Source organism: Pseudonocardia sp. NPDC049154, assembly GCF_040648315.1.
In the GTDB taxonomy this organism is placed as follows: Bacteria; Actinomycetota; Actinomycetes; order Mycobacteriales; family Pseudonocardiaceae; genus Pseudonocardia.
In genome coordinates this window covers 1-1,747 of sequence record NZ_JBEZDN010000258.1, presented here as the reverse complement: position 1 = coordinate 1,747, position 1,747 = coordinate 1, and the positions used below count along the sequence as shown (strand labels likewise).

Here is a 1,747-nt window from a genome sequence, read left to right as displayed (position 1 = left end):
GCCGTCCTCGACCCGCCCGCGCCCCCCCTCCTGCGCTGGACCACCCACCCGTTCACCACCGTCCCCGGGCGCCCCGGGCTCGGTCCGCCCGTCGCCCACCGGGCCGTCGAGGCGCTGGTCGAGCGGGTGCCGCGCACCGGGGTCGCCGTCGCGGCGATCCGCCGCGCGGGGCACCTCGGGATGCTCGCGCCGTACGTCGAGCGGCTGGCCGAGGCCGGGCTCGCCGGGCTCGCGACGACCACCAGCGAGGCCCTCGTCCACCCGTGGGGCGCCGCCCCCGCGATGCTCGGCACGAACCCGATCGCGGCGGCCGTCCCGACGGGCGGTCGGCCCGTCGTCCTCGACATGGCGACCGGGCAGATCTCCCGCGGCAAGGTGCTCGACCACGCGGCCCGCGGCGAGCCGCTGCCCGAGGGTGCGGCCGTCGACGCCGAGGGCGCCCCGACCACGGACGCGACCGCCGCCCTCGACGGCGCCATCACCCCGGTGGGCGGTCCGAAGGGTTACGCGCTGTCGCTGGTCCTCGAGCTGCTGGTCGCCTCCCTGACCGGCACCGCGCTCGGCCGGGAGGTGCGGGGCACGCTCGACACCACGGACCCGGTGACCAAGGGGGACGTGCTGATCGCCTTCGCGCCGGGCCTGTTCGGCGTGGGCCGGACGCAGCCGGCGATCGCCGCCTTCCTCGACGAGCTGCGGACCCTCCCGCCCGCGCCCGGGCACACCCGGGTGCAGGTGCCCGGCGACCGCGCCCACGACGTGCGCGCCCGCAACCGGTTCCGCGGCGTGCCCGTCGACGAGACCACCTGGGCGCAGGTGCAGGAGCTCCGCCGGCGCTGATCCGTTCGGCCCAGCCCATGATCGTCCGTGCCGTGCCACGGACGGCCGATGGTTGACTACGCGCGGTAGCACTCGTACTGCGAGACGTCCGAGGGGGCTGGGGCGATGCATCCGGACGATCCCGGGATCATGGGGCTGATGCTGCAGGTGGGGCGCACGGCGGTGGCCGGCGCCGATCTCGGCACGCTGCTCTCCTCGGTCTGCACCGCGCTGCCCGCGACGCTGGGCGTCTCTGGCGCCGCGATCGTGCTGGTCGAGGTGCCGGACCGGTTCCCGGGGCTCGCAGGGGTGTCGGCGTCGGACACCGCCGCCGGGCGGCTCGGGGAGATGGAGCTGCGGGCGGGCACCGGCCCGGTGCAGGGCGCCGTCCGGTCCGGACGCCCGATGGTCACCCCGGACCTCACCCGCATCGGTCCTCCGGAGCTGGCGGCCGCGGCCGCGGACACCGGGCTGACGTGCTCGGTCGTCGTCCCGCTCGTCGTCGACGGGGAGCCGGTCGGTGGGCTGCAGCTGTTCGGGCACCCCGGCCGACCGGTGGGGGACGGGCACGTCGACGCCGTCGCCGGGCTCGCCGACGTCCTGTCCGCGCGGCTCACGGACGTCTGCGCGCTGCGCAGGCTCACCGCCACCGTCGCGCGGCTGACCGCGGAGCACGAGACCGCGCTGCCGGTCGCGCACGCCACCGGCATGCTCGCGGAGCGGTACCGCACGGACGTCGAGGAGGCCGGGCGCTACCTGGCCAGCCGGGCGCGCAAGGCCGGCGTCGAGCCGGCGGAGGCCGCGCGGGCCGTGCTGGACCGGACGGACGCGCCGCCCGCGGCCGGCGAGGACACGCCGACCCAGGTGTTCGGGGTGGTGACGTCCGGGCGGGGTCCCGCACGGGGCGCCGCCGGCCGGGCCGGGGAGCGGC

At 78.1% G+C, this 1,747-nt stretch carries 2 protein-coding genes; both read left to right on the top strand.

Annotation, left to right across the window (positions count from 1 at the left end):
* Nucleotides 1-837: Ldh family oxidoreductase (locus AB0B41_RS43155; protein ID WP_358213027.1), on the top strand; the 837-nt coding region annotated here is incomplete at its 5' end.
* 105 nt (nucleotides 838-942) lie between these two features.
* On the top strand, nucleotides 943-1,747 hold an 805-nt coding region (locus tag AB0B41_RS43150; protein ID WP_358213026.1), incomplete at its 3' end, for a GAF and ANTAR domain-containing protein.